The organism is Paenibacillus sp. LjRoot56 (assembly GCF_964253335.1).
Classification (GTDB): Bacteria; Bacillota; Bacilli; order Paenibacillales; family NBRC-103111; genus Paenibacillus_E; species Paenibacillus_E allorhizoplanae.
Genome location: NZ_CAXURV020000001.1, coordinates 2,021,838 through 2,043,507 on the forward strand (window position 1 = coordinate 2,021,838; position 21,670 = coordinate 2,043,507).

Genomic DNA, 21,670 nt, shown 5'->3' on the forward strand with positions numbered 1-21,670 from the left:
AGAGAGTACTTGACGGAGGGAATTACATACACATGAAAGCAAAATGGTTATTCGTTGTCATGCTAGGAATGATGTTAATGCTTACAGCTTGTGGTGGACCGAAGGCAGATGTATCGGTATTTATGATGGGACCTAACGGGTTTCCAAGTGAAGCGGCGGAGAAGTTGGAAGTATCTTTGAAATCCAAGGTAGGTGAAATTCCTACTGTGAAGCTGAATACATCACCTATTTTTTCATTGGAAAAAATGATTGTTGAGCTAGCTGCTGGTGGTAACGGGATCTTCATCTTGGGAGAAGAGCAGTTCAAAGGCTTGAGCAACCAGGCGGGATTCGTTTCATTGGATAACATAATCAACCCTAAAGATTACCCAGATGGGGTTATCGAGATCAAAGAAGAAGGTAAGGCAGCGGAGAAGCATCTGTACGGCATTCCGCTTACTGGAAACAAATGGATGAAAGAGCAAGGCTTTGAAGGTAAAGGGTTATATGCGTTCATTCCACAGAATGCTCCGAAAATGGACGAGGCGTTGAAAGTCATCCAAATTATTGCGCAAAAATAAGAGAACGTCTATAATCGACAAATAGCTTAATTTGCAACTATAGGTACTGGTAATGCTCCAAATGGAACATTATTAGTTAAGGGGAAGCCGGTTTGAATCCGGCACGGTCCCGCCACTGTAATTCAGTCTTGTATAAGTCTGAAGAGTCAGGATACCTGCCTATGGTGCCGATACAACATCCTTCGAGGAAAAGGATCGCGTTAAATCAGGAAGCAGCGCACGTAAGTTCGTTGCCATATACCGCGATTTATCGTCTCCTCCGTTCCTAGTGAACAAGGGGACTTTTTTATTTTAGACTATGAATTGAAAATAAGGAAAGAGGGTTTAAGCGATGAAACAGAGCAATTTCAAAAGGGGTCTTATTCTTACACTAGCGGTAGCAACCGCGATCTCGTTAGCGGCTTGTGCGAAGAAGGAAACAGAAATAACGGATCCATCGAAACTAGGCGGTGTGGGGACGAAGGCGCCAACTACGACATCGTCGGCAGCACCTGCTGCAGCAAAGAAAACGACTTATCCTTTGAAAGTAAAAGATGCGACAGGCAAAGAGTTTACGTTCGATAAAGCGCCAGAGCGAATCGCTTCCGTGTCGCCATCAGAGACAGAAACGCTGTTTGCCATTGGACTAGAAGCCAATATTGTTGGTGTCTCGGATTTCGATGATTATCCCGAAGCGGCTAAATCGAAGCCGAAGCTAGGCAGCATTACAAAGCCAAACGTGGAGGCTGTCATTGCTACGAATGCGAATGTTGTTTTCACTGGCGTTTCGATGGATACTACATCCGTTGAGAAACTTCGTACGATGAACATTAACGTATTTAAAGTAGATCCCAAAACGTTAGATGATGCCATGAACAATATTCTAACATTCGGACAGATTACGGATCATCAAGAGCAAGCGGAAAAAGTTGTTGCCAAAATGAAAACGGATCGTCAAAAGGTTGTTGATGCCGTGAAAGACGTGAAGCAGGAGAACAAGAAAAAAGTATACATCGAGTTTGCCCCAGGTTGGACCGTGGGCAGCGGCGTGTTCATGGATGAATTGATTACCCTATCTGGGGGAATTAACGTTGCTGCGGATAAAGCTGGCTGGTACGAGATCAGTGAAGAGAAGATCATTCAGCAAAATCCGAATGTCATCTTGTTCGCGAATGGAATTGTCGATTTCAAAAGTAAAAAGCCGTTAGAAGAAATCATTCGTTCACGCGGTGGGTGGGATGCCATTGATGCCGTGAAAAATAAACGTGTGGTAGGTCTCGACCAGAACTCCGTAAGTCGTCCAGGTCCGAGATTGACGGAGGGACTGTTGGAAATAGCGAAAGGGATCTATCCTGAATTGGTGAAATAATGAAAAGAAAATTGATGCTTGGAGGAGGAGTAGGCGTTATACTCCTTCTTCTTTCTATTGTGGTGAGTTTATCCATCGGCTCAGCTCAGCTTCCAATTTCGCATATTGTGGGGATTCTGGCGAAACATCTTCCTTGGATAGGAAGTCATATTGAGGTGAACTGGCCGCAATCGTCGGAACAAATTATTAATAAAGTACGAATCCCTCGCCTGCTTCTGGGTATCCTTGTTGGGGCAGTACTCTCCATAGCCGGTGCTGGTTTTCAAGGGGTTCTGCGCAACCCTCTCGCCGATCCATACTCGCTCGGTGTATCTTCAGGGGCTTCTGTCGGGGCTGCTTTTCTTATTTATTTCGGACTGCAATATGCTTGGTTCGGACAATGGTCGATTCCGATTGTGGCTTTCGTGACAGGCCTTATTTCCCTATTCTTAGTCTTGAAGCTAGCAATGATTGATGGGAAGCTGAAGATGGAAACGTTGATATTATCCGGCGTTGTTATGCAAGCATTTCTAGGTGCGATTGTATCCTTTTTGGTAGCGATATCGGATCAAACGATTAATGAAATTCTTTTCTGGCTTATGGGTAGTCTATCGATGCGCGGATGGTCATATACGTATATGATTTTACCTTATCTCGTAATAGGCATTGTGATTCTGCTAAGCTATGCGAGATCTTTAAATCTGCTGGCATTGGGAGAGCGCCAAGCTGCTCATCTTGGTGTTCATGTCGAGCGTACGAAACTGATCGTACTGATCGCTTCCACGTTGATCACGGCGGCTGCTGTGTCTGTAGCTGGGGTGATTGGCTTTGTTGGGCTGATCGTACCGCACTTGGTGCGACTGTTGGTTGGTCCGGACTATCGACTAATCATTCCTTTGTCTGCGATCGGCGGTGGGATTTATGTGTTATGGGCAGATACGTTGGCCCGAACTCTCCTTAGTCCTACGGAAATTCCTCTCGGAGTGGTTACGGCGTTTCTGGGTGCACCATTTTTTGCCTATCTGCTCCATAAAGATAAGAAAACGTTAAGAGGTTGATCACGATGATTCAAGTGGAGGGGCTCATTCAGAGCTTTCGAGAACAACAAGTGCTAGATAATATGAGCTTTGAGGTCGGGCATGGGGAGTTTTTTGGGATTATTGGTCCTAATGGCAGCGGCAAATCTACGTTGCTGCGACTCCTATCCGGCATGGATCCGGTCATGCATGGTAATGTGCTTTTAAAAGGAAAGAAGGTATCCTCGTATTCGCGAAAAGAGCTTGCCAAATGGCTCGCTGTACTTCAGCAAGATGCGTTGCCTCCGGTTGGTTTCACGGTTCGGGAAGTTGTAGAGATGGGACGCTACCCGTTCCAAAATTGGCTAGGTGAAGATAAGGTTGAATCGGATGGACTCATTGATGCTATTATCACAAAGCTTGAGTTGGAAGGGCTTGTAGACCGTACGATTGAACGTCTGAGTGGTGGGGAGCGGCAGCGCGTTGCGTTGGCCAAGGTGATGGCCCAGCAACCAAGCTTGCTCATGCTCGATGAGCCAACTACTTTTCTAGATATCGGTTATCAAATACAGATGATGGATTATATTCGTTCTTGGCAGCAGGAGTCGGAACTAACGGTTATAGCTGTTCTGCATGATTTGAATTTGGCAGCGCAGTATTGCACGAGATTGATGATCGTACATGAGGGGCGAGTAACCGCCATTGGAACGCCTGCAGAAATTATTACAAGTACACAAATAGCTGAAGTATACGGAACAGAGCCGATTGTTCTTAAGCATCCTATTAGTGAGGTACCGCAGATATTATTACAACCTGGGAAATAATGAGAGTCCGGAGGAAGATGATAATGAACAATTTACATAACTTGATTAACGTGATTGAACCGATCCATCAAGAGGTGGCTGTTCAAGCCAATGACCATTTGAATCAATTGACGAAGCCGCAAGGAAGCTTGGGAAAGCTTGAGGATATCGCACGCCAAGTCGCTGGGATTACAGGTGAAGTGATACCGACTTTTGAGAAAAAAGCGGTTATTGTCATGGCTGGTGATCATGGTGTTTGTGAGGAAGGCATCAGTGCCTTCCCAGCGGCAGTGACACCTCAAATGGTGCTCAATTTCCTATATGGCGGGGCTGCTGTTAATGTTCTTGCTAGACATGCTGGAGCTGATGTGGTTTGTGTGGATATGGGGGTTAATGCAGATTTGGAGCATCCGAATCTTGTCTCTCGCAAAGTTAGAAAAGGCACGCGCAATATGGCGAAGGAAGCGGCTCTTACCTTGGAGGAGACAATTGAAGCTATTCTAGCAGGTAGTGAGGTCGTGGACGATTTGGTGGCAAAAGGCTACCGACTTTTCGCTACGGGTGAAATGGGAATTGGCAATACGACGGCGAGCGCAGCGATCTTGTGTGCGTTGACGGGAGTAGACACTTACGTTGCTGTAGGTCGTGGAACTGGCATTGACGATGCGACTTGGCTGCACAAGCAGTCGGTTGTGAATAGGGCGTTGCGCGTTAATGGGCTGCGTGGGCGTGGGGAAGATGCGGGTACGGGTGTAGGTGCGAGTGAGGGTGCGAGTGAGAGTGCAAGTGCAAAAGCAGGTGCTGGCTCAAGCAGTGATTATGCGCTTGAGGTGTTGAGTAAGGTCGGCGGATTGGAGATCGCCGGACTAGTTGGGGTGATCCTGGGCGCAGCGAAGCATCGCTGCCCGGTTGTTGTCGACGGCTTCATCTCGTCGACCGCAGCGCTTGTGGCGAGCCGATTAGCTCCGCTAAGCGCGTCCTACATGCTCGCCTCGCACTTATCGCAGGAGCAGGGGCATGCGAAGGTGCTTGAGTCGGTTGGCCTCGCAGCGATGCTGCAGATGGATATGCGACTTGGCGAAGGTACAGGCGCAGTGCTTGTATTCAACTTGATCGATGCCGCAGGCAAGATCATGAAGGAAATGGCGACCTTCGAAAGCGCAGGCGTTTCGAGGGAGTAACAAGCAGAGAGAAGGAGGCGAACACGATGGCGGTTCTGGTAACGGGCGGCGCGCGCAGCGGCAAGAGCTCCTTCGCGGAGAAGCTGGCGATGCATCGCTGCGAGCGTGGGGTTTACATCGCGACCTCCTACATCTACGATGAGGAAATGAGGGAGCGGGTTGGTCTGCACCAGCAGACGAGGCTTCACTCGGGTTTCCCTTGGGAAACCCGGGAGGAGCCGTATGCGCTGCGAGACTGTCTCACGCAGCTTCAGGAGAGCGGTGAGGATGCCGTGGTGTTAGTGGACTGCCTGACACTCTGGCTGACCAACTGGCTGCTCTATTACGAGCAGGAGAGCCATGCAGTTCAACTCGTATCCAATCAAATTGACGAGCTCGTGGATGTCGTGTCCTCCTACAGTGGACAACTTATTTTAGTTACGAATGAAGTGGGCGACGGTATTGTGCCGGAATACCCGCTTGGCCGTCAATTCAGAGATTTGGCTGGACGGATGAATCAGCGTATAGCTGAAGTCTGTCAGCAGGTTTTTCTGGTTACGGTCGGTATCCCGATCGAATTAAAAAGTAATGCCTATATTTTAGACTAATAGGGAAGTAAGTACGGAATGGTGAAGCCCTTATGTGGATATATACATGGCAGGAAATCGTCTGGATGACGGCTGCTGCAATAGCATTAGATTGGTTGATTGGTGACCCCAAATGGCCTACGCATCCCGTCATACTCATTGGACGCTGGATCCGCTGGGTAGAAGACAGACTGCATCCGAGAGAAGATATATTGAGCCCCATAGAAGGTAACCATCCAAAGTGGCTGCGCCTGAAGGGCTTCCTACTCATGCTGTCCACAATTACACTGAGTTTTATTGTGGTACTTATGCTGGTACATTTCGCAAATGATATTCATCCGTGGCTAGGGTACGCAGTATCAACCTGGCTCATCTCCACGACGGTGGCGATCAAAGGCTTAAAGGATGCTGCGTATCTGGTCTACAATCCGCTGCGTGAGGGCAATCTCGTGGATGCTCGCAAGTACACCGGCTACATCGTTGGCCGGGATACTGATGCGCTCCACGAGGAGGAGCTCACGCGAGCCGTCGTGGAGACGGTCGCGGAGAACATCGTGGACGCGGTCATCGCGCCCTTGTTCTATGCGCTCATCGGCGGTGCGCCGCTGGCGATGTTATACCGTGCATCGAATACGCTGGATTCGATGGTGGGCTACCGAAATGACAGATACCGTCATTTCGGCACCGCGTCGGCCCGCTGGGACGACGCCCTGAACTGGATCCCGGCGCGGCTCACCGGGATCCTGCTGATCCTCGTGGCCCTGGCGAAGCCGGGCCTCTCAGCTCCGCGCGCGGCGGCGGCGATTCGCCGCTTCGCGCATCTACACCCCAGCCCGAACAGCGGGATCCCGGAGTCGGCGGTAGCCGGGGCACTCGGGATCGAGCTCGGCGGGCTGAACGTCTATGGCGGCGCTGCTAGTGAGCGCGCCCGCTTGGGCTGGCCGCTGCGTCCGCGAACACAGCGGGATATCGTGAACGCCGTGAGCATGCTCTACGGCGTCAGTTTTGTAGTGATGGGAGGACTCCTGTGCGTCGTACTCATGCTTTGGTAGACTGGCTGCGAGCCTGTGTAGCCGCCTTTCAATTCCTAACGCGTCTGCCGATTCCGGTGCAGATTGATTATACCGAGCGCGTATTCCAGCGCAGCTCATTGTTTTACCCGCTTGTTGGCTTCATAATCGGACTGCTTCTCCTGTTGGCAGGAGCTGGGCTCTCCTATGTACTGCCAACTTTGCCTGCAGCCGTCTTGCTCCTTACGATCTGGGTCATTCTTACAGGCGGACTGCATCTGGATGGCCTAATGGATACCGCAGATGGGATCCTCAGTCACCGTCCTCGCGAGCAAATGCTTGAGATTATGAAAGATAGCCGCGTGGGTGCAATGGGCGTTATTGTGTGCGTCCTGCATCTTTTACTAAAATTTTCCTTGCTCTATACCATTCTGGATGCCAACCAAGCAGGGGAACGAGGTAACATGCTGCTCTTACTGGCCATCGTGCCGATTTGGAGTCGTTGGTTCATGGTTGCAGCCATTCGAATGTGGCCTTATGCAAGGCCACATTCGGGGTTAGGCAGTCTGTTTCGTGGCGTTAACAGCAAGCATGTTACGGTATCTCTTTTAGTAGCCCTATTAACGACTACGCTATGCATTTACAATAACTACACAATTTTATTACCGAATTGGAGTATCGTTATAAGCTTTATGGCCATCACCATGTTAGTTGGAAGCGGAATTGCAGCTTATATCAGCAGCAAGCTTGGCGGACTTACAGGAGATACATATGGTGCTTTAAATGAGCTGCTGGAGAGCGTGCTATTGTTAGCCGTCATTATCATCTTTGGCATGTAGGATAAGATCTGTCATCTTTTCGTGAAAGGAATGACCATTATGTTAGAGCGTTATGGACATGGAGGTGATCTGTGGACAGCGGAAGAAGCTTTTAATCTGCCTAAGGAACAGTTTCTGGATTACAGCTCGAATATGAACCCTCTTGGGCCTCCAGAGGTGGTCAAGGAGATTCTATCAGCGAGCTGGCGCGATATCGTCAAATATCCAGATCCTGCGGTGCGTGAGCTTCGCCGAAAACTAGCTCAGAAATATGAGATTGATCCAGAGAGTATTTTAGTTGGCAATGGTGCCGCAGAGCTGATCGATTTGATTATCCGGGTAGTGAAGCCAAACATGACGGGGCTTGCTAGGCCATCTTTTAGCGAGTATGAGGAAGCCGTTCACAAAACGGGTGGCAAGCTAACGAATATCCCCTTACTTCCTGAGCATCAATTCGAACTACAATGGCAAGATGTCGAAGCAGCGCTGCCAATCGTTGATTTGTTTTTCCTCGGGCATCCCAATAATCCGACAGGTAAACTAATTCCTCGCAACGTGCTAAGCAATCTGCTTCAGAGTGGGCGTAAGCTTGTGCTCGACGAGGCTTTTATGGATTTTGTTCCACAGGAGTCTGAGCATTCGCTGCTGAAACTTGCCTCAACAAGCCAAGACCTGATTGTGATCCGTTCAATGACGAAATTTTATTCAATCCCAGGCATTCGTCTAGGTTTTATGGTAGCTCACCCTGATCTTATTCGGCAACTGCGACAGCAGCAGGTACAATGGAGTGTGAATTATCTCGCTCAAAAGATGGGGGTTGCGGTGCTGGGAGATGAAGCGTTCGAACAGTCCACAAGGGAGTGGCTGAACGTCGAGAAGCCTTGGCTGATAGAGCAACTGCGTCATATCGGCTTGGAAGTAGTACCAAGTGATGTGAACTTCTTGTTGTTTTCATTTCCTGTGTCGAGCGGGATTAGTGTAAAACAGGCTCAAAAGTATATAGGGTGCCAAGGAATTCTAATTCGGGATGCTTCATTATTCGAAGGGTTGAATGAACGTTATTGTCGCGTAGCCATTCGTCTTCGTGAGGATAATGAGCGTTTACTACAAGCCTTACGCAGGATGATGAACGATTTAACAAGGAGCGGAGGTACAGGCCATGCGTGAATCAAAGTCAGCAGTTCTCATGATTCAAGGCACAGCTTCCGATGTTGGCAAAAGTATTCTTTCGGCGGCCTTATGCCGTATTTTCGTGGGGGACGGTTGGCAGACAGCGCCTTTTAAATCGCAAAATATGTCCCTCAACTCTTACATTACATTCGATGGTAAAGAAATAGGCAGGGCGCAAGGTGTGCAAGCTGATGCTTGCCGAATTGTCGCTACGACAGATATGAACCCGATTCTGCTCAAACCTAAACAAGACATGGTCGCTCAAGTTGTTGTTCATGGGAAGCCTTATGCAGATTTGGATGCAAGGGCGTATAGAGAGTCTTATTTGCCAAAAGCGGAGGCGATCGTGAAAGATGCTTTAGAACGCTTGCGAAGCGAATATGACATTGTCGTTCTAGAAGGGGCAGGAAGTCCAGCGGAAGTCAATCTGAAAGATCGCGACATCGTCAATATGAGGCTGGCTGGTTGGGCAGATTCACCGGTGCTGCTGGTTGCTGATATTGATCGTGGCGGGGTGTTCGCTTCGATTGTGGGTACGCTTGAAATCTTGACTCCAGAGGAACGAGACCGGGTGAAAGGCTTTATTATTAATAAATTTCGCGGGGATGTCAGCTTGCTGAAGCCTGGTTTGGATTGGCTGGAAGAGCGCACAGGGAAGCCAGTGCTTGGCGTTATTCCTTATTTGCAGCAGCTTGGAATTGAGGACGAGGACTCAGCATCACTCGATTCCAAACGTACGCTAAGCAGAAGGTCTTCGAACCATCAAGGAAAAAATTCAGATCAATTGGACGTTGCCGTCATTCGTTTGCCTCGTCTTTCGAACTTCACAGATTTTGATCCGCTGCAAGAAGAATCCGATATTCATTTCAGATATATTGATTCCTTAGCTGAATGGGGAGAGCCGGACGTCGTCTTGCTTCCAGGAAGTAAGAATACGATGGAAGACTTGCGCTATCTGAAGGAGTCAGGTCTGGCTGCGCAATTAGTTTCTTTTGCTCATGAGGACAAAGGTTGGATCGTTGGTATTTGTGCAGGGTATCAAATGCTAGGTGTCACACTCTCGGATCCTGGCAGGTACGAATCGGAGCATGCTAGGCTTGAAGGCTTAGGGCTACTTCCGACAGAAACGGTGTTCACGCCGGATAAACGAACGGTAAGGGTACAAGGTGTCAGCACGCTTTTCGCATCGAACTTTGTGATCGACGGCTATGAAATTCACATGGGTAGGACGCAATATGTGCATGATAACGTACCTCCTTTTCAAATAGCTCCTCAATTAAGCACGGATTTAGAGGAACCTCATGAAACTTCCCTGCATCCTGACGGAGCCGTTTCGCTAGATGGCCGTGTGTGGGGAACCTATATCCATGGTATTTTGCACAATGATGATTTCCGTAGAGCTTGGTTGAACCAGATTCGATTACAAAAGGGTTTATCCCCAATCTTACAAGGGCTACGTTATAAGGAGCGCCGGGAAGCTGCGTTTGATCGATTGGCTGACCATGTACGAGCTCACTTGGATATGAAGCGCGTTTATGAGATGATGGATGTAACACATCCTAAGAAACGGGAGGGGTTTTAAGATGAAAATATATACGCGTACGGGAGATGCTGGCCAAACCGGTGTGATTGGTGGTCGTGTGGACAAAGATGATGATCGCGTCGAGGCCTATGGAACGACGGATGAGCTGAATAGCTTTCTAGGTCAAGCGATGAGCTTCATGGATCCGCAGAAATACCCGGATTTATTGCCTGATTTGCTGCAGGTTCAGCATGAGTTGTTCGATTGCGGTTCAGATCTTGCGCTGCTGAAGCAGGATTTGCGTCCTTATAAAGTAACGGCAGATATGGTAGATGCGTTAGAAGTTTGGATTGATAAATATGATGCTGAGACGCCAGATATCACTCGCTTTATTTTGCCTGGAGGCGGGACTGTGTCATCAACGTTACATGTTTGTCGTACAGTTTGCCGTAGAGCCGAACGGCTTGTCGTTACACTAGCCCGCACACAGGAGATTAATCCCGAGGTGCGCCGCTATTTGAACCGATTGTCAGACTTTTTCTTCACGATTGCTCGCACAGCGAATTTCCGTGAAGGGATTGCAGATGTGGAATATATACGCAGTGCTGAGGTGTTTAAACGTAAATCATGAGCTACTATGAACCATTAGTATACATTGTCCCGCCAGAGGAAGAAGGCTTCATCCTCAAAACAGTGCTCCAAAAAAGATTGATGGTCTCACGAAAATTGTTATCCCGCATCAAGCTTACCGAGCGTGGGATTACGGTTAATGGGGAAAGGCAGTACATCAATATCAAAGTGAAGGCTGGCGATCGTGTAGAAATTCGGATGGAGGAAGAGCAATCGGAGGATATTCTGCCTCAGGAGCTTCCGCTGCACATTCTGCATGAAGATGAGCATCTGCTCATCCTCGCTAAGGATGCGGGCGTCATCGTCCATCCGACGCATGGTCATTATGTGAATACAATTGCGAATGGCGTTGTTTTCCACTGGCAGCAAGCAGGGATTACGTGCCGTTTCCGCCCGGTGCATCGATTGGATCAAGAAACTTCGGGTGTCCTAGCCATTGCGAAAACACCGTATGTTCATCAGCAAATTTCCGAGCAAATGATTCAGCATCTCGTGAAAAAAGAGTACCTCGCATTCGTTTGGGGCACGGTTGCTGAGCCTACAGGAACGATCGATGAGCCCATTGATCGTGATGACGAGCAGCCGCATGTGCGTATTGTTAGGCCTGACGGATACCGTGCGGTGACCCACTATGAGGTCGTGAAACAATTCGAGAAGGCGGCTCTTGTCCGAATTTGGCTCGAAACGGGACGTACGCATCAAATTCGTGTGCATATGCGCCATCTGGGCCATCCGCTGTTGGGGGATAAGATGTACACATTGCCTCAGTACGGGGAGCATGCAGCTGAACTAGAAGCTAGCGAAAGCTTGAATCGTCAAGCACTTCATGCGTATAAACTGGGCTTTGTGCACCCAGGTACAAGGGAATGGACCGAATTTAACGCGCCATTACCTGCCGATTTATCTGAACTTGAGCAATGGTTAGTTGAAAAAAGGTAATAAAACCGAAACCATGCCAATTTTTGGATGGTTTTTCTTTGCAATTACTTGACTTTCCTTAACAATTAGCCCAAAATTTTAAGTAGTGCTATTTGATCAACATACAGCATAAAGGAGTTATTACAACGTGGGAATTAAAGTGTATGGTTACGATAAATGTGGGACGTGCCGGAGTACCGTAAAGTGGCTGAAAGCACATGATATTGAGATTACAGATCAGATCGCTTTATTTGAAACGCCGCCTTCTGCGAAGGAACTAGCGGATTTACTTCAGCTCAGTGGTTTTGAGATTAAGAAGTTTTTCAATACATCAGGTGATGTCTACAAAGAGATGAATTTGAAAGACAAACTGCCAGGTATGTCACAAGAACAAATGCTTGATTTGCTAGCCTCGAATGGGCGATTAATTAAGCGACCTATTGTAACGGATGGACATAAAGTGACCGTAGGCTTCAAAGAAGATGTGTTTGAGGATGTTTGGGCGAAAGGGTGATAGGGACGTGGGAGACAACCAGAAACCAACACGTAAGAAGTCACCACTAGCCATTGGCGGATTTATCGCTGTCCTCTTATCACAAGGCAAGCTGCTGCTTGCCGCTTTGAAGTTTGGGAAAATTGGCGGCGCTGTCATCTCGATGTTTATCACAATCTGGGCTTACGCTTACTTGGCGCCATTGCCGTTTGCGATTGGTCTGGTACTTATGATCCTCATCCATGAGTTAGGTCATGTGCTTGCAGCGAAGCTGAAGGGGTTACCCGTCTCGGCACCAGTCTTCATCCCATTCCTCGGTGCGTTGATCACAATGAAAAAGAATCCAACTGATGCAGCAACGGAAGCCTTTATAGGTATAGGAGGTCCTGTTCTGGGGACTCTTGGAGGCGTAGCTGCTTTTGGTGTAGGTGTTTATTTTGATTCAGCAGTGATCGTTTCCGTTGCCTACGCTGCTTTTTATCTGAATCTGATCAACTTGCTGCCAATACATCCCTTGGACGGCGGACGAATCTCAACAGCCGTAACACGCTGGTTATGGTTGGTTGGCTTAGTTGGCGGGCTCATCCTTATTGTGTATCTCGATAGTTACTTTTCGAGTAAGATTATTTTCTTGATCATCTGGGCGATGTTTGCCTGGGATTTATACAAGAAATATGTGCGGTATCGCCATAAAGAAGAACGCGTAACGGTCGCTACACGATTCGAATTTCCGGCCAATCATTTGCTGCAGCAAGGCTATATGATCCCAGGTGAAAGTCATACACGTGACTTGGATTATATCACCTATTCGGAGCTGCATGGACCAGGTGCGGGCCGACAAACTTTGATTATGTCATGGCATGCGATTGGATTCGAAGGGCACGCATATTTGCCTGTGCAGGCGACTGTTAAGCGAGTGCAATTAGTAAAAGCAGAACGCATGAATAAAGAGGATGGCTTGCACCTTGGCCTCCAGGTTCAAGTGGAATACTCCCCACTTGGGATGCAAGAAAGTTATTATGACGTACCCGTTAAGACCCGCTGGAAGTTTGGGATCTCTTATTTGGTATTAATCTTATTTTTGCTCTATATGATAAGACTCGTTCATCAGGTCGGCATCATTTCCTAACATCACATTTCACATAATGAGGAAGCTATCTATGACATTTAAAGGATCCAAACGGCTGCAGAAACTAGGCTCGGCTATTTTTTCGGAAGTTGCTGAATGGAAGAGAGAGGTTATGAACCAAGGGGTAGACGTCATAGATTTAGGTATAGGAAGTCCTGACCAGCCTCCTTCAGATCGCATTTTGGAAGCAATGGCAGAGGCAGTTCGTAATCCTGCACATTACGGTTACCCAACATCCGAAGGGAGTTTGGCCTTTCGCGAAGCGGTGGCTAAATGGTATAATTATCGATTCGGTGTGCAGCTAGATGCTGAAACTGAGATCTTAACCTTAATGGGCTCACAAGATGGGCTTGCTCACTTAGCGCTTTCTCTCTGTGATCCTGGGGATATGGCCATTGTCCCTGATCCAGGTTATCCCATATATTCGGCAAGCCTTGTCTTGGCAGGGGTTGAACCCTATTTACTACCGCTGCGTGCAGCAAATCATTTTTTACCCCAACTAGAGGACATCCCAGATGACGTGGCTGCTAAGGCGAAATTCATCTTGCTAAACTACCCAAGCAATCCGTTGTCTGCTGTTGCAGATCATGCTTTCTTTGAGTATTTGATTTCGTATGCGAAGAAGCACGATTTGCTTATAGTACATGATCTTGCCTATTCCGAAATGGCTTTTGACGGCTATAAGCCCATGAGCATTTTGGAGATTGAAGGTGCTAAGGAGGTTGCTATTGAATTCCATTCTTTATCGAAAAGCTTCAATATGGCAGGTTGTCGCATCGCATTTCTAACTGGTCATGCAGATGCAGTTAAGGCACTGAAGACGCTGAAATCGAATATTGATTACGGGGTATTTGGGGCTATACAAACAGCAGGTATTGCAGCATTAGAAGAAGATATGGAAAGCGATCATTCTGTCTCAAGTATGTATGAGAAAAGACGAAATTCATTTATTTCGGCATTAAATGATGCGGGTTGGATCATTCCACCACCAAAAGCAACGATGTTTATTTGGGCTCCAATCCCTAAGGGGTGGACGTCTCGACAAATTTCCCGGGAAATGTTGTTTCAGACAGGTGTTGTTGTTATTCCTGGCTATGCATTTGGCGCTGAAGGAGAAGGATTTGTCCGTATTGCTTTAGTGCAAGAAGAAGCTCGATTACTTGAGGCAGCAAGGCGAATAGGAGATTGGCTTCGGACCTTAGAATGAAAGTTAGAGATTTTGGTAAAAATAGGAGAATGAGAGACATATTTAGGTATAAGATTGAGAAAATTTATACGTTGAAAGGGGTAAGTATATGGATGCCATTTCTTCACTATCGGAGCTGTTAGCTGAACAGAAGCCGTCATCGTACGTAGAGATTCCCGGAATTTTAGGACAGACGTTCGGTCAAGCGACAATCGCTGCTACATTACCTATTAGCAAACTATTTTCTATTTTTGAGGTGGATTTAGAAGTACAACGTGCGATTATTCCGCGGAACCTCTCAAAGTTAATTGACTATGTGAATTTATATTTGGAAGATCGCCAGCCAATCTATTTCCCTGGCATCATTTTCTCAGCAAGAGGCGCAGGACATTACGATGAGGACCACCAAGCCCTTCGCTTACAGCCGATTGAGAAATTGTATGTCGTTGACGGTCAGCATCGCTTGGCGGCATTCCAACGGATTATGGAAACGTTGCAAAGTCAAATGGCACGTGCCAAAGATCGTCGTGAATACGACAAGATGGATGAGATTACGGAAAAGCTGCGTCGTTTATATGCGTTCCCAATCTCAACAATGACCTATCTAGACATTAATGCACGTCAAGAACGTCAATTATTCTCTGATATTAACAAGCTTCCTCGTAAGCTTGGAGGCAACTTGGCTGTCCTTCGTGATCAACGCCGGTTCTACCATGTGGCAGCTACAGAGCTAGCAGCGAAAGCGCCTGCGATGCAGAAGCTAACTGTCGATATGTTCTCAGAGCGTGGCAAATCGCCGGAGTATTTATTCTCCTACCACTTGTTGATTGAGATTCTAGTGGGATTGTTTGAAGGGCGAATGAAATCTGCTGCTCGTAATAACAACTATCAATATGCGGATAAAGATTTGCAAGAGCTTATTTCGCTGGCAGGCGGCTATTTTAACGGATTATTGACACACTTGCCATCACCAACCAAAGGTGAAATCGTGTGGTCTGAGAATATTCAAATTGCGTTAGCTCTCTTCATGCATGAAGAAGCGACGAAAACAGGCAGCTTTAATCGCTATGCACTAGAACATGCTTTGAAAATATTGCCGCATGTCAACTGGAATAGTATTTATGCTGGAGAAGAGAAAGATCGTCTACCAAGACGTACACGTATCATGAAAGCTTACAACCACATTAAGAGCTTTTATCAAGATCAGAATGCATTCCTAATCAGTGATGCAGAAGACTATAAAGCTAGTTTTGCGAATAAGGAGGACGTGAGCTAATGGAAGGATTACGCCTGAAAATGACTATCCATCCTTTCTGCGAAAAGTTCGGTCTCGCGACTGTGGCTTTGCGCGTTCAGGATCTGCTGAACTATACGATGATCGATCCCATGGTTCAACGGAAGCTGAGTAATATGCAGCGCCGGAAGATTTCGACTTATTTGCAAGAACGCGAATTGGATCATGTGTTCTTCGGTCCTGTAACCTTATCGCTTCGCGAGGTGAACCAACTCTCCAAGGGAGCGAAGGAGTTCCTCTTGCGACACGGCTCTAAGCTTTCCATCCTAGATGGTCAGCATCGGATTCTAGCACTTGGTTACGTGAATGATCAGATGCAGAAAGAAGTACGACGCTTCGAGAAGAAGCTGGCTCTGCTGAAGATTAAGCAACGGAAGTTTAGTGACGATGCGGAGATTAAGCAAGAGGTTGAGGAAACAGAAGGCACGATTAATCAACTTGAGGGTAGACGTTTGGACCTGATGGAAACACAGCTTGCTGTGCAAATTTATATCGGCTTAACGGAGGAAGAAGAGCAGCAGTTATTTGGTGACATCAACTCCAAAGTGCAGCTGGTTAGCAAAGAACTGGGTCACTCTTTTGATTCGATTGATCCGCTGAACCTGGTTATTCAACAGGTCGTGGACCACAATGTGTATTTGAAGGCAGCGGGTGTAGAGAGACGCAGTAACTTGACCTCTTTTAACCGTAACTTTACATGTTTCAGCTGGTTGTATGCAACGGCAACGATGCTGTTCTCAGGTAGAATGCAGCCTTCTTATGAACTGCAACGTAAAATTCGACATGATCCATCGACGTATGTTGAAATCTTGCATCAATTTTTCAATACGATTCTACCAATGATGCCTGAACAGCCAGGTTTGGCACAATACACATCCGCGAACCGTGTGATTCAGGAAAGTATTGCTCTGTATGCGAATCGTTTCTTATTCCCGAATGGTGAATATAACGATGAGTGGACGCAGTCCTTACAATTGCTAGAAGGCTTCGATTGGTCACATGACAATGAAGAGTTAATCTATGTATTTGGCTCGTTGGATAATGGCAAAATCAACCTCATTCACGAGAAGTCGTTAAAAAAACATGCGAAGCTCGTGCAATTCTTCCTAGAAGGTACGGATTCTGCAAGTGATTCCGAAGAAGTATCCTCTGCATAGCTAGAAACCCAAGAACCCTTTCGATCTCAATGAGAATTGAGATTGAAGGGGTTCTTTTTTTGTTCATATCCCCTATGTGAGATCAATAGTCTCAAAAAATACGAATCCTAGTAATCATTTGTCTATATCAAAAATAAAGAACTAGCATACGATATCATATAAAGGTTGAAGGGAGGAAAACACAATGAGTTGCTCCGTATATGCTACTTTGGCTCATGTTGGACTTGGTACGGTTATTACGATTCATGCTGGCACTACACCAAATCATCAAGGTAGATTTCTAGGTATCCAAAATGGCAATGTTGTTATTGCTAATGGTGCTGGTACTGTATTCTATTTCCCAATTGATAAAATTGCTGTTGTTCATATTCCTTAATGATCGTACCCAATTGAGAGTAAGAAGGAGCAAGAGAGTAGACGAGCTCTCTTGCTTTCTTCCTTTTTCACATAAAAAGCAATGACCACAAAGAGAGTAGGACACTGTTTCGAGTCTTCTAAGTTTGTCTATACTAGCTAATGAAAGCGACTCCACCCGGCAGGGGGCTAAGAATGATGTTAGCCGTTCATCAACGTATGGCGGAATTATGGACACTACGCAGAGCCCGAGAGCTAACTCGAGGCGAGCAAGAGGAATTAATGCTATGCATGGAAGCAAACGCGACTTATGTATGGAATCGATTAAAACTAGAAAATTTATCGCTCTGTGCCTCACTGACAGGGGATTATGATTGGTTGCATGACATTTGTGAGCGTATCGAAAAGATTGAACCCAAGCACTGACTAACCGTCGGTGCTTTTTTCCTTTTCTGCAAGAGTGTGGACAGGTATAATGAGGATAGTTCATAGCTAAGGAGATGTCGCATGGTCAGCTGGTTCAAGCACCGGGGAGTAGCTCCCTATACATTTTTTCTTTTAGGATTCATGCTTCTGATTGCCCTCATACTTAGACTGGTTTTGGCCCCCACATGGGTAGGCTATGATACGGACGTGCGAACGTTCATGGCGTGGGCAGATCGCGCTTATACGGTAGGATTAAGGGACTTATATAAGAATGCCAAAGATTATTTCCTAGATTATCCCCCTGGCTACATGTATGTCCTATACGTTGTGGGCTTTGTACATCATAAGCTGTCTATTCCTTGGGAAAGCGGCAGCTCTTTACTTATCCTTAAGCTTCCAGCAATCCTTGCAGATCTTGGGACTGTTTATCTGTTATTTCGACTAGCGATGAGTAAACATGAGGGAGCACGTACCTGGAAACAGGCGCTCTGGATTGCTGCCCTATTTGCCTTCAACCCTGCCATTTGGGCGAATTCCGCGGTATGGGGACAGGTAGATTCTTTTTTCATGTTATTTATTGTGGCTACATTATTGATGCAGATGAAAGGCAAACTGCCGCAAGCCGCGTTCTTTATCGCACTTGCTCTGTTACTTAAACCTCAAGCGCTGCTGTTCGGTATTTTCCTATTGATAGATGTAATAAGGGCACGCAAGTTGATGGTTTGGCTGCTTAGCGTGTTGACAGGCGTAGCAACAATGGCTGTTCTTTCACTTCCTTTTGCAATGGGCAGAGGCTATGGCTGGATGATCGAATTGTACTCTGGCACGTTAGCTTCCTATCCATATGCATCACTTAACGCGTTTAATCTGTTCGCACTTCTTGGCGGGAACTTCGTGGACATCAACAGTGGTTTCTGGCATTTGTCTTATAAATGGATTGGAGTCGTATTAATGATTCTGTCCATCGGATACGTCTGTCTACTTTATTGGCTAGGTAAAAATAAGCGCGGTGCCGTCTTATACATCTCGTTCTTATTTATCACGGCAATGTTTATGTGTATGACCAAAATGCATGAGCGCTACTTGCACTACGGCCTATTGTTAGCATTGACGAGCTTCATATACTTAAAGGATCGCCGAATTCTATGGCTGTTTATCGGCTTTAGTATTACGCATTTTATCAATATTGGTGATGTACTCCTGCGGAGCTTTCATCAGGACTATCACATTCCGCGATATAATCCTTTGATGCTGACGGTTTCGGCGATCAATGTTATGATGTTTGTCTATGCTTGTATATTGGGATGGAGGCTTTTCGTGAAATCAGATGGGGATGTAACTGTGGAGGAGACTATGCCTCTAGTTGACAACAAGGTCGAAGTTCTTCCAATGGAAGATGACCTGGAAGAGAAAGCAACGAATCTCAGAGAAACCTCACTATGGAAGGCACTTTTCCATAAGGGAGAGGATCATATAGAAAGAGGGAAGCGCGGGCGCTTTTTCTCGCGTAAAGATGTCTTATATTTAGGTGTTCTTATGGTGGTTTATGCGATCATTGCGCTATTCCATCTAGGCGGACATAAGGATCCCACGACGTTCTGGCAGCCAACACATGGAGGAGAGACGGTCATTGCTGATCTCGGCAGCACGCATCAGATTACACGAATAAATAGTTTTGCTGGCGTTGGGGAAGGTGCTTACTCCTATTGGTTTTCGAAGGATGGTGAACAATGGCAGGATGCCACGGCGGTTAAATCCGACCACACGAAGGTGTTCACCTGGCATACCGTAGAAGCGAATAAAGAAGCTCGCTATGTAAAAATTGTGATCGATACACAAGAGAGTGCGAAGCTGCATCTTCATGAAATCGGAATTTTCGGAGATGGGGGAACGACGCCATTACAGATCGCTAGTCTGAAGGAAGTAGATGTTGACGCTGCCGATAATGGGAAAACAGCTCATTTATTTGATGAGGCAAGTGTCGTCCCCTATACACCTACATACATGAATGGCACGTATTTCGATGAGATTTATCATGCAAGAACGGCTTATGAGCATCTCAACAAAATCGAGCCGTATGAAAGCACGCATCCGCCGCTGGGCAAGATTTTCATTTCCATCGGTATTTACGTGTTCGGTTTAAATCCATTCGGCTGGCGTATTATCGGTACGCTATTCGGAGTAGGCATGATTCCAATTATGTATGTGTTCGCGAAGCGGATGTTTGGCCGTTCCGAATATGCCCTTATTGCTGCCTTTTTACTCAGCTTTGATTTCATGCATTTTGCCCAAACAAGAATTTCCACGATTGATGTGTACGGTGTGTTTTTCATCATGCTCATGTTCTATTTCATGTACCGGTATACAACGTTGAGCTTCTTCCGTGAAAAGCTGTGGACGACGCTAATCCCATTGGGACTTTCAGGTTTATTCTTCGGGATCGGTGCTGCTTCCAAATGGATTGTCATCTATGGTGGTGCCGGCTTGGCCGTCCTATTATTCATCTCGTTATGGGAGCGGTACAGAGAGTACCAATTTGCCAAGCGAGTATTGCGGGAGAATAGCCGTGACGATTCTGAAATAGAGGAGAGCGAAGGCGTATATGAAGATCTTCTCTCTGTAGAAGAATCTACGAAGCTCCTACAGGTACAAAAGACTTTCGTAAGAAACACACTGCTTACGATCCTGTGGTGCGTACTCATGTTTGTTATTGTACCGTTAGGCGTCTACACACTATCTTATATCCCTTTCATGATGGTACCCGGTCCTGGACATCAGTTGAAGGATGTTGTCACTTATCAGGTTCATATGTACAAATACCACAAGGATCTCGTCGCTACGCATCCGTTCTCCTCACCATGGTGGGAATGGCCGATGATGATACGCCCGATCTGGTATTATCAAGCGAAGCTGATGCCGCAGGGCATGCTTTCGAGCATCGTTTCCTTCGGTAATCCGTTGGTGTGGTGGCCAGGTTTTATTGCCGTGCTGATGTCCTTCTATCTCGCATTCAAACGCAAGGATAAATTGCTGCGCATGCTGCTCATTGCTTACTGCTCACAGTACCTGCCGTGGATGTTGGTACCGCGACTAACGTTTATTTATCACTATTTTGCAATGGTACCGTTCTTGGTACTGATCTTGACCTATTACATCAAGGACTATTTGGAGCAAGGACCGCTGCACCGAAGAAGATGGGTCTACGGCTACTTAGCTGCCGTCTTCGTGCTATTCGCACTGTTCTATCCGATTCTATCGGGGATGATTATACCGGCGAAATACTCGTTCTTTTTAAGATGGTTGCCGGGCTGGAATTTCTTTTAAGATGATGGATTGACGTCACTTAGAAGCCATGGTAATATAATTCCAAGTGAATTACTATGAATTGAAATAAGTCGACCGAACAGCAGGAGACTCCCACTATGTACACGAAAACATGGAGGCGGAGTCTCTTTTTTCACCCACAAATTGCTAATGGAGCGTGAATCAAATGGCTAAAGTAGTAATTATTTCTGGAAGTCCAACCCCAACCTCCCGATTACATGGAGTAATTGAAGTTGCCAAGAGCGAGCTTCTGCAAGCAGGTATAGAAGTAGATTGGATCAAGGTTCGCGACCTGCCTGCTGAGGATTTGTTATATGCAAAGTTCGACAGTGAAGCCATTGTGGATGCGAGTAAGCGTGTGGCTGAAGCGGATGCCGTTTTCGTAGCTACGCCTGTCTACAAAGCTTCTTACACAGGCGTGTTGAAAGCATTCTTGGATCTGCTGCCGCAAAAAGGACTCGAGCGTAAAATCGTGCTACCATTAGCGGTTGGAGGAACCTACGCGCACTTGCTTGCGATCGATTATGCACTCAAACCGGTGTTGTCTGTCCTAGGTGCACAGAATATTTTACAAGGCGTGTACGTGCTTGATAAACAAGTGACGTGGGGAGATCAAGGACAAGCGATCCTCGATGATGAAATCACTTCGCGTTTGAAAGAGTCCGTATCGGAATTCATTCAGGAAATTAAATGGCATACGAGCCGCTAATTACATAGCACACGCTAACCCGTCCTTGGTAACTTTTGCTGATGGCGGGTTTTTGCGTGTCGGGAACCTGTATGGCG

General features: G+C 46.7%; 21 protein-coding genes and 1 riboswitch. All 21 genes read left to right on the forward strand.

The features are described from left to right. The first annotated feature begins 32 nt into the window (after window positions 1-32). The 21 genes from ACSQ8O_RS09055 (at window position 33) to ssuE (ending at window position 21,593) form a co-directional block, all read left to right on the forward strand. Window positions 33-560, forward strand: coding sequence for a hypothetical protein (locus ACSQ8O_RS09055; protein WP_173110834.1), 528 nt, complete (start codon window positions 33-35; stop codon window positions 558-560). Between the two features lie 24 nt (window positions 561-584). Next, window positions 585-737: riboswitch (cobalamin riboswitch) on the forward strand. 154 nt (window positions 738-891) lie between these two features. Beyond that, entirely contained in the window at window positions 892-1,908 is a 1,017-nt protein-coding gene (locus ACSQ8O_RS09060) for an ABC transporter substrate-binding protein (protein WP_436241293.1), read from the forward strand. Further along, window positions 1,908-2,945, forward strand: a complete 1,038-nt coding sequence (locus tag ACSQ8O_RS09065) for a FecCD family ABC transporter permease (protein WP_436241294.1) — start codon at window positions 1,908-1,910, stop codon at window positions 2,943-2,945. Before ACSQ8O_RS09060 ends, ACSQ8O_RS09065 begins: the two co-directional genes overlap by 1 nt. 5 nt (window positions 2,946-2,950) lie before the next feature. Beyond that, a complete protein-coding gene (locus ACSQ8O_RS09070; protein ID WP_436241295.1) occupies window positions 2,951-3,727 on the forward strand; it encodes an ABC transporter ATP-binding protein in 777 nt (258 codons plus the stop codon). Between the two features lie 23 nt (window positions 3,728-3,750). Continuing rightward, window positions 3,751-4,887 (forward strand): nicotinate-nucleotide--dimethylbenzimidazole phosphoribosyltransferase, encoded by a 1,137-nt coding sequence (locus tag ACSQ8O_RS09075; protein WP_436241296.1) that lies wholly within the window; start codon window positions 3,751-3,753, stop codon window positions 4,885-4,887. Window positions 4,888-4,913: 26 nt separating this feature from the next. Next, window positions 4,914-5,474: a bifunctional adenosylcobinamide kinase/adenosylcobinamide-phosphate guanylyltransferase gene (cobU, locus tag ACSQ8O_RS09080; protein WP_436241297.1), complete on the forward strand. Its 561-nt coding sequence runs from the start codon at window positions 4,914-4,916 to the stop codon at window positions 5,472-5,474. A 32-nt stretch (window positions 5,475-5,506) separates the two neighbouring features. Then, a complete protein-coding gene (gene cbiB, locus ACSQ8O_RS09085; protein WP_436241298.1) occupies window positions 5,507-6,505 on the forward strand; it encodes an adenosylcobinamide-phosphate synthase CbiB in 999 nt (332 codons plus the stop codon). After that, window positions 6,481-7,302 (forward strand): adenosylcobinamide-GDP ribazoletransferase, encoded by an 822-nt coding sequence (gene cobS, locus ACSQ8O_RS09090; protein ID WP_436241299.1) that lies wholly within the window; start codon window positions 6,481-6,483, stop codon window positions 7,300-7,302. Before cbiB ends, cobS begins: the two co-directional genes overlap by 25 nt. Before the next feature lie 39 nt (window positions 7,303-7,341). Continuing rightward, entirely contained in the window at window positions 7,342-8,448 is a 1,107-nt protein-coding gene (cobD, locus tag ACSQ8O_RS09095) for a threonine-phosphate decarboxylase CobD (RefSeq protein WP_436241300.1), read from the forward strand. Next, entirely contained in the window at window positions 8,441-10,033 is a 1,593-nt protein-coding gene (locus ACSQ8O_RS09100; protein ID WP_436241301.1) for a cobyric acid synthase, read from the forward strand. Before cobD ends, ACSQ8O_RS09100 begins: the two co-directional genes overlap by 8 nt. Window position 10,034: 1 nt before the next feature. Next, on the forward strand, window positions 10,035-10,604 hold the full coding sequence (locus ACSQ8O_RS09105) for a cob(I)yrinic acid a,c-diamide adenosyltransferase (RefSeq protein WP_436241302.1): 570 nt from the start codon (window positions 10,035-10,037) through the stop codon (window positions 10,602-10,604). Further along, window positions 10,601-11,542, forward strand: a complete 942-nt coding sequence (locus ACSQ8O_RS09110; protein ID WP_436241303.1) for an RluA family pseudouridine synthase — start codon at window positions 10,601-10,603, stop codon at window positions 11,540-11,542. Before ACSQ8O_RS09105 ends, ACSQ8O_RS09110 begins: the two co-directional genes overlap by 4 nt. A gap of 127 nt (window positions 11,543-11,669) precedes the next feature. Then, window positions 11,670-12,035, forward strand: coding sequence for an arsenate reductase family protein (locus tag ACSQ8O_RS09115; protein ID WP_436241304.1), 366 nt, complete (start codon window positions 11,670-11,672; stop codon window positions 12,033-12,035). Between the two features lie 7 nt (window positions 12,036-12,042). Then, window positions 12,043-13,143, forward strand: coding sequence for a site-2 protease family protein (locus ACSQ8O_RS09120; RefSeq protein ID WP_436241305.1), 1,101 nt, complete (start codon window positions 12,043-12,045; stop codon window positions 13,141-13,143). Window positions 13,144-13,174: 31 nt separating this feature from the next. Then, window positions 13,175-14,350: an aminotransferase class I/II-fold pyridoxal phosphate-dependent enzyme gene (locus tag ACSQ8O_RS09125; RefSeq protein WP_436241306.1), complete on the forward strand. Its 1,176-nt coding sequence runs from the start codon at window positions 13,175-13,177 to the stop codon at window positions 14,348-14,350. Window positions 14,351-14,438: 88 nt separating this feature from the next. Next, a complete protein-coding gene (locus ACSQ8O_RS09130; RefSeq protein ID WP_056609438.1) occupies window positions 14,439-15,605 on the forward strand; it encodes a DNA sulfur modification protein DndB in 1,167 nt (388 codons plus the stop codon). Beyond that, on the forward strand, window positions 15,605-16,780 hold the full coding sequence (locus ACSQ8O_RS09135; protein WP_436241307.1) for a DNA sulfur modification protein DndB: 1,176 nt from the start codon (window positions 15,605-15,607) through the stop codon (window positions 16,778-16,780). Before ACSQ8O_RS09130 ends, ACSQ8O_RS09135 begins: the two co-directional genes overlap by 1 nt. Window positions 16,781-16,964: 184 nt before the next feature. Continuing rightward, window positions 16,965-17,156 carry a hypothetical protein gene (locus ACSQ8O_RS09140; protein WP_056609441.1) on the forward strand — a complete coding sequence of 64 codons (192 nt, stop codon included), beginning with the start codon at window positions 16,965-16,967 and terminating at the stop codon, window positions 17,154-17,156. Window positions 17,157-17,329: 173 nt separating this feature from the next. Continuing rightward, window positions 17,330-17,560 carry a DUF7667 family protein gene (locus ACSQ8O_RS09145; RefSeq protein WP_235550349.1) on the forward strand — a complete coding sequence of 77 codons (231 nt, stop codon included), beginning with the start codon at window positions 17,330-17,332 and terminating at the stop codon, window positions 17,558-17,560. An 81-nt stretch (window positions 17,561-17,641) separates the two neighbouring features. Further along, window positions 17,642-20,884 (forward strand): phospholipid carrier-dependent glycosyltransferase, encoded by a 3,243-nt coding sequence (locus ACSQ8O_RS09150; RefSeq protein ID WP_436241308.1) that lies wholly within the window; start codon window positions 17,642-17,644, stop codon window positions 20,882-20,884. A gap of 166 nt (window positions 20,885-21,050) precedes the next feature. Then, on the forward strand, window positions 21,051-21,593 hold the full coding sequence (ssuE, locus tag ACSQ8O_RS09155; RefSeq protein ID WP_436241309.1) for an NADPH-dependent FMN reductase: 543 nt from the start codon (window positions 21,051-21,053) through the stop codon (window positions 21,591-21,593). Window positions 21,594-21,670: the final 77 nt, after the last annotated feature.